The 6,739-nt window shown below is 50.0% G+C and carries 6 protein-coding genes and 1 pseudogene; 2 read left to right on the forward strand and 5 right to left on the reverse strand.

Annotation, left to right across the window (positions count from 1 at the left end; translation table 11 throughout):
* The first annotated feature begins 412 nt into the window (after positions 1 to 412).
* Together ACRCZA_RS13890 and ACRCZA_RS13895 are read left to right on the forward strand one after the other, a co-directional pair.
* Complete coding sequence (locus tag ACRCZA_RS13890; protein ID WP_438675005.1) at positions 413 to 1,297, forward strand: 6-carboxytetrahydropterin synthase; 885 nt, start codon at positions 413 to 415, stop codon at positions 1,295 to 1,297.
* A gap of 45 nt (positions 1,298 to 1,342) precedes the next feature.
* The gene (locus tag ACRCZA_RS13895; protein ID WP_438675006.1) at positions 1,343 to 2,281 is read left to right on the forward strand and encodes a M23 family metallopeptidase; all 939 of its coding nucleotides are present in this window, start codon (positions 1,343 to 1,345) and stop codon (positions 2,279 to 2,281) included.
* Positions 2,282 to 2,485: 204 nt separating this feature from the next.
* Here the strand turns inward: ACRCZA_RS13895 and ACRCZA_RS13900 are convergent, their stop codons facing one another.
* The 5 genes and pseudogenes from ACRCZA_RS13900 to ACRCZA_RS13920 all read right to left on the reverse strand — a co-directional run.
* Positions 2,486 to 2,746, reverse strand: coding sequence for a DUF5062 family protein (locus ACRCZA_RS13900; protein WP_438675007.1), 261 nt, complete (start codon positions 2,744 to 2,746; stop codon positions 2,486 to 2,488).
* A 58-nt stretch (positions 2,747 to 2,804) separates the two neighbouring features.
* Positions 2,805 to 3,425, reverse strand: coding sequence for a VOC family protein (locus tag ACRCZA_RS13905; RefSeq protein ID WP_438675008.1), 621 nt, complete (start codon positions 3,423 to 3,425; stop codon positions 2,805 to 2,807).
* 131 nt (positions 3,426 to 3,556) lie between these two features.
* Positions 3,557 to 4,072: a L,D-transpeptidase family protein gene (locus ACRCZA_RS13910; protein WP_438675009.1), complete on the reverse strand. Its 516-nt coding sequence runs from the start codon at positions 4,070 to 4,072 to the stop codon at positions 3,557 to 3,559.
* Positions 4,073 to 4,518: 446 nt separating this feature from the next.
* The gene (gene ppx, locus ACRCZA_RS13915) at positions 4,519 to 6,114 is read right to left on the reverse strand and encodes an exopolyphosphatase (RefSeq protein WP_438675010.1); all 1,596 of its coding nucleotides are present in this window, start codon (positions 6,112 to 6,114) and stop codon (positions 4,519 to 4,521) included.
* A gap of 201 nt (positions 6,115 to 6,315) precedes the next feature.
* Positions 6,316 to 6,739: pseudogene (locus ACRCZA_RS13920) on the reverse strand (polyphosphate kinase 1); the annotation flags it as partial.

The following is a 6,739-nucleotide window of genomic DNA, read 5'->3' on the forward strand; positions in this document are numbered from 1 at the left end:
GGGATGAGCCTGTCGTGCACGCTCTTTTGACGCATGCTGCCGATATACAATGCAACTTGTTCAATGTTCTGCCAGTTAATCATGTTGTCAGTTCACCATTCTGTTGGCTCACTCAGAAGCCCGTTAACGGGCCAAGGCAGCATCTTGCGTTCCTCATCACCTGCCTTGAGTGTTTCAGTATTTCAGTATTTCAGTGTTTCAGTGTTTCAGTGTTTCAGTGCAGATACACCTTGGTGGCAGGATTAATAAAATCCTCGGGAAATGGATTCATTCCTCGCGGGCAAGGGCGCAATTGATTAGAATCCGTGTGAATATGCACGGGCGGTTCGGTATCGCCCTCTGGGTGCGCTTAGCCATCGCTAAGTCGTGCTAGCACAAAGTAGGCGGACTGTTTTTCTGCTGAGGAGTTTATATGCAATTGTTTGTCAAAGATTTAACCGTGATTGATTTTTCCTATCTTTGCCCTAAACGCGGTATGGTCGGAGAGAGCTGGATAGTGGATGTGCTCCTTGAAGGCAGTTTGGATGAGCAGAATATGCTGCTCGATTTTGCCAAGGTGAAACGGAGCATTAAGCAGACCTTAGATGCGGTGGCCGATCATCGTTTACTGGTGCCAACAGCATGCAATGACGTGCGCTGGCAGCAACAGGGTGAGCGGGTGTGGCTCGATTTTGCAAGCCAAGTGGGCGAGATCCATCTTGCTTGTCCAGAGCAAGCCTTTGCCTTGGTGCCGGCTGAGCAAATCGATATCACCAGCGTTAATCGATTTTTGTGTCAAGCGCTGCGGGAGGTGTTGCCCGCTCATGTGGCAGGGATCACCTTAACCTTAAGGCATGAAGCGCTTACTACCCCCTATTATCATTACAGCCATGGGCTGCGCAAACACGACGGTAATTGTCAGCGTATCGCTCACGGGCATCGCAGCCCCGTGCATGTTTTTGAAAATGGCATAGCGTCACCTCAGTGGGATGAATATTGGGCCGCGCGCTGGCAGGATATTTATTTGGCGAGTGTTGAGGATCGGGTGCCGGTGCAGACATTAGCTTTATCGCCTCAAACCCAGATAACCGATGCAAGCCATTATGGTTTTCATTACCAAGCGCCTCAGGGGGATTTTCAACTCGCGATGCCAAAAGGGCGCTGCGATATTTTGCCCCATGATACCACGGTTGAATTGCTCGCCGATTACATGGCCAGCACAATGGCCGCGAAGGTGCCTACGAGTGAATTTACCGTCGTGGCCTATGAAGGGGTGGGTAAGGGCGCGATTGTGACAAAGGGCGCGGATCCTCAGTAATGAATTTATTTTTTAATTGATGTTTAAGATGTATTGGCGGTGTGTATGAAGATGTTATCTAAGATGTGGGCTCCTTTGCCGTGGCTCAAGGTGCCAGCCATGGGCGGGCTAAGCCACGGTCTTTTGGCGCAAGGTCGGCAATGGATTGTTGTGGCAGGATTCAGTTCACTGGCGAGTATCAGTCATGCCCAAGAGGTGAGTTTTACCGGAAAATTCGAGCAGGGGGCGCTCATCCGTGCACAAGTGCCCGTGGGTACTCAAGTCCGTTTAAATGAAAAGGACATAAAAGTGTCCCCCGAAGGATATTTGGCCTTTGGCTTTGACCGTGACGGCGCGCAACAGCAGCAACTCACCTTGGTCTATCCTAATGGTTTGACAGAGATTAAACCCCTCACCGTGGCCCAGCGTCAGTACAATATTCAACACGTGAAAGGCATTAGCAATAAGATTATGAAGCCGGATCCCATTGCTCAAGAACGGGCGGCAAAAGATGCGGCGCAGGTGAAGGCGGCCAGAGCGATATTGAGCGATCATACGGCGGTTTTTCAAGATTTTATTTGGCCGCTTACCGGGCGGATCTCAGGGGTATACGGTAGTCAGCGTATTTACAATGATGTCCCTGGCAATCCGCACTTTGGCGTGGATGTGGCCGCCAAGACAGGCACCGTTGTGGTGGCGCCTGCCGATGGGGTGATCAGTCTTTCGGTGCCGGATATGTTTTATTCGGGTGGCACTATGGTCATTGACCATGGTTATGGAGTGAGCTCCAGTTTTTTACATTTAAGTAAGCTCTATGTCAGCGCCGGAACACGCGTGAAACAGGGCCAAGCGCTGGCGGAGGTCGGGGCAACGGGACGAGCGAATGGCCCGCATTTAGATTGGCGTTTGAATTGGTATCAGATGCGCCTTGACCCCACCTCGGTAGTGCCGCCCATGGCGACCGTGCTGGCAAAGGATAAGGCCAGCAAAGCAGCAAAACCTTAAAAACAAGGTATAGATTATAGATAAGGGGGCTAAGTTACCCCTTCTTCGGTGTCATTTAAGCGGATCTTGTGATTTTATAAGGATTTGAAATTTAAAAATATTTTGTAATTTCAGCAGACTTTGCGGCGCACCCTATCCGCTGAGCATCAGCGAAGGGCATGTTGTTCATCGCGCTCCTTCGCGTTAACTGGTGCCCGCAGGACGTTATTTGAGTAAAGGATGATCGGCGGGTAATTGTCGGCTGATCCACAAGATTAACTTGTGTTTCATATTCGGGCCGTCTTCTTTATCTTTGGCGAGTGGCTGGATCAGATTATCGGTCACCAGTAGGCGATAAATGCACTCTACCTTATCTTTGGGGGAGACACCTCGCTCAAATTCATCAAACCCCCGCTTTTTGGCGTAACCTACACCGATTTCAAGGGCAAACTTTAACAGTTGTGCTTCGTTTTTTGCAGGCTTCATTGGTGATGTCCTATTCTGGCTTGGCTAGCTGAGCGGCGCGCCTGCACCGCGGGTGCCCTTATGTCTCTTGGTGCTCACTGGCAATGACGGTCTTAATGCCGTGGGGATGCACTTTGATACAGATATCTTGATATTTAAAAGCAATCGTCGGGTTGGCTAAGCGTTCCTTAGCGGCCTTTGGTGAACTCATTTTAAGCTTAATGCCCTCCTCGGGGATTGAGGTGTTGCTAAAAAGTGGGCCAAGCGCTGGGCATAGGTGCAGCAGATCTTGGCTGAGCGCATCACAATCTTGGGCGCCTGATGGCAGCACTAGCTCAATATGTTCCCAACCTTCTTGGGGATATGCCTTATCGCTTGGGTAGGGCAATTCCACACAAGCAATGGAAAATTCCCCTAGGATCAACGGCGTGGTTAATTCAAAAATTAAGATACTGCGGCCATTAATATGATTATCGGAAATGATCCGCCCCCGTTGGCAAAACTCATGGCGTAGGGCATCGGCTGCGGCAATGGAGTTGACTCTCAACGCGACATGATCGCATTCGAGGTTTTTGTCCGACAGCGTTAAGCGTGCCAGTAAAGCTAAAATTTGTGCTTCAAATTGGGGCCAAGCTTGCTGCAGTGTGGCATAGCTTATCCCCGTGGCATTGGGGGACGTGAGCGGGGGTAACGATGGCATAGGGCATCCTTTAACTTGGTGGCGCAAATACTGTGGCGTAAATACAGTGGCACAAAATAAAAATCTGGTCGCGCCAAAGGCGAAATAAAAACGCCCAGTCAGTTGGGCGTTAATAGGGAACAGGACTTGGCTTAAGGCCAGATTTCAATAGGCGTGCCTTCATCAACGGCTTTCCACAGTTCATCCATTTCGGCGTTGGTCAGAGCAATGCAGCCGTTAGTCCAATTGTATTGCTGGGCTTCTTCGGGAGATAAATTAGAACGCGGATTTTGGCCGTGGATCATGATCATTCCACCGGGTTTAATGCCTAGCGCCTTGGCTCTTAGCTTATCTTCTTCATTTGGATAAGAAATATGAATGGATTTGTAATAGGCGCTATCGGGTTTTTTATAGTCGAGAATATAGCGGCCTTGAGGCGTACGTTGATCGCCTTCTTTGAGTTTATGGCCAGAGGGAAGATCGCCCATGGCAATCCGGTATTGCTTGAGGACCTTGCCATCGCGCATCAGGACCATATTGGCATCGGATTTCGAGACCACCACTAAGTCGACTTTACCTATGCTCGAGGAGGCTAGCACCGGCAGGGGCTGCCATGTCATTAGGGTGAGCGCCACACCGCTCAGTGTTGAAAGTACAGATCCGCGCATATCATCCTCAAAAAGTTAACACTAGATTCGTCCTGGGGGGGAATCATACCGTAAATTGGGGGCGCTGTGACTAGGGGGCATCGCAGTTTGCCGGAGATTTTTTGTTAAGTTTGCCTATGGCACCCTATGACGACACCCAATGGCACAGCGTGTGTGGCGGCATTCGAACGGTTTTGAGCCAGTTCGAGTTGGCGTCCGCCCGCTTGAGTCAAGCTTAAGGCGTGTCTACTGGATTGTGATTAGGGCGTGTCATCTTGACCGCCAACATGGTGCTGATGATGACGGTGTTGTTGCGCATAGCGTCTGTCAACATAATGCTCATCAATACCATTCATCATCCATATCTTTGGCAATCAATAGGATGTGTGCTAGTGGTAACCTTTAGGTCGCCCTGGCTCCATCGCCTGCGGGAAGATGACGGAGAACATTAACCTCCCTTTGTGTTTTCAGTTCACGTTATCCGAAGGTGGCGTGTTCGTTGTGCTGATTGGCACAATTGCAGCGTCCGCAGTAAGCTGATGTGCGGGGTTTGCAAGGCTCGCCGATGGAAGGTGAGAGACGATGCCCAGATGCATCCCTAAGGTTGCCATGTGTTTTTGCTCTCGCTGCAAATCTTTCATAAATAGGCTTATTTTACGTTTATGCCCGGGTAAGACGAGCATTAATCCATCAGGTGTCACTTGGATCTGCTCTAGGCTGAAGCTTTTGGCAATTCTGCCAAGGTGCAGCAAGATAGCAAGGCGCAGTAAGCACAGTAAACGAATGAGCGTCAATTTATGGTGGGGATCGAGCTCAGTTGCTAACAGTGCGTAGGGTTTTTTACGGTGATTGGCGATAAGCAGGGCGAGATCCCGTTGCAATGCCTCGCTAAAACCGGGGAGATCGCTATGACTGATAATATAGGCGCCATGTTTGTGTAGGGCCTTAGAATTGATATGTAAACCAATCTCATGCAAGGTTGCCGCATAGGCGAGTAATCGGGCGTAAGGGCGCAGTTGCCATTCATCGGCAACCTGCTCAAACATCATCATCGCAGTATCGCGCACTTTATGGGCATGGGATATATCGATGTGGTAGAGCTGGGCAATGCTATCGACGGTGCGATGGCGGATATCTTGATATTGGCCAATCTTAGCCAGCTCATAGAGTACCCCTTCGCGCAGCGCTCCGGGGCTAAACTCCAATTGTTCTATGGGTAAGCGCCTAAAAAAACTGATTAAAATGGCAAGGCCGGCGGGTAGCAGTGGCGTGCGTTTCTCATCCACATTGGCAAAGTGGATTTGTTCAATATGACCATATTTGATCAGGGTTAATTTGAGCTGTTTAAGGCGAGGTAGGGTGATGATTTCATCACCATGCTCCTCTTGGATAGCCTCGCACAGGGCTTTGACCGTCCCTGAGCTGCCAAGGACTAAATCCCAGTTGCCGCTAAAATATTCTTTGGATAATGAGGCAAATTGTTTATCGGCAGCACTTTGGGCGGCGCGAAACGCTGCGGGGGTAATGTGGCCTCCCGGAAAAAATCGCTCATTAAAACTCACGCAGCCACAGCGTAAACTCGATAAATGGGTGGGGGTATTTTTTTTGCCGAGCACCACTTCGGTCGAGCCGCCACCAATATCAATCACCAGATTGCGCGCGCCTAATACTTGGCTTTGGGCAATGCCATTATAAATTAAGCGGGCTTCCTCATGGCCGGGGATCACCTCTACTGGATAGGGCATAATAGCGAGCGCAGCATCGATAAATTGCTCGCGGTTTTTGGCGACTCTGAGGGTATGGGTGGCGACGAGGCGGACCTGAGCTTGATCGAGGTTAGAAAAACGCTGATTAAAATCCCGCAGGCAATTTAAGCCCCGCTCGATGGCCGCATCGCTCAACACATTTTGGCCATCTAAACCGGTGGCCAGTTGCACCTGTTGTTTTTCTTTGTGGAGAATTTGCAAACTGCCGTCCTGCTCCCTTGCGATAACGAGGTGAAAACTGTTCGAACCCATATCGATGGCGACAAAGTGTCGCGGCTGTGAATGTGTGGTGCTCAATCTAATTATCCTTTGGCTATCAAGGCAATCGTAAAGCCCGCATCTTAATCAGGCTTCGTCAGTCGCATGCTTGTTGTCCCCGCCGTGATTCATCCAGCGGTGATGAGCACAGCTGAACTCACTTTACGGCGATCCCTGTCCTGTTATATCGCGCCGCACTGGCAAGCGAGTGTATCGCCGGGCGCGCTAGCAGACGCTAGGTCACTCTGGCGCTGCAGCGAGCTGGGCGGCGAACGTCTGCTGCTGGCGCTTTTCATAATTGATAAGATATTGATAAATCGCAATTTGCGAACGTACCTTACGTTTGTTGCCCCGATTACGATAAGGATTACTTTGATCCTTATTGATGATCCGCGCCTTGGTATTGTCGTTAAATTGTAACGATAAAATATCCATAACCATTTGTTTTAGGCCCGGATCATAAATCGGCACACTCACTTCGACACGGTTATCAATATTGCGGCTCATCCAGTCTGCGGAGCAGACGAAGAGTTTATTTTCGCCACCGGCGTGGAACAGCATTACCCGGGAATGCTCCAAAAAGCGATCAACAATACTATAGACCTCAATATTGTCACTGATCCCCGGAATATTGGGGATCAGCGAGCACATGCCGCGGATCAGT

Source organism: Shewanella sp., assembly GCF_051658185.1.
In the GTDB taxonomy this organism is placed as follows: Bacteria; Pseudomonadota; Gammaproteobacteria; order Enterobacterales; family Shewanellaceae; genus Shewanella.

What these genes read in the sequence shown, in the direction of transcription:
- ACRCZA_RS13890 (WP_438675005.1), top strand. Translation starts at nt 413, where the DNA reads ATGCAATTGTTTGTCAAAGATTTAACCGTGATTGATTTTTCCTATCTT.
- ACRCZA_RS13895 (WP_438675006.1), top strand. Translation starts at nt 1,343, where the DNA reads ATGAAGATGTTATCTAAGATGTGGGCTCCTTTGCCGTGGCTCAAGGTG.
- ACRCZA_RS13900 (WP_438675007.1), bottom strand. Translation starts at nt 2,746, where the DNA reads ATGAAGCCTGCAAAAAACGAAGCACAACTGTTAAAGTTTGCCCTTGAA.
- ACRCZA_RS13905 (WP_438675008.1), bottom strand. Translation starts at nt 3,425, where the DNA reads ATGCCATCGTTACCCCCGCTCACGTCCCCCAATGCCACGGGGATAAGC.
- ACRCZA_RS13910 (WP_438675009.1), bottom strand. Translation starts at nt 4,072, where the DNA reads ATGCGCGGATCTGTACTTTCAACACTGAGCGGTGTGGCGCTCACCCTA.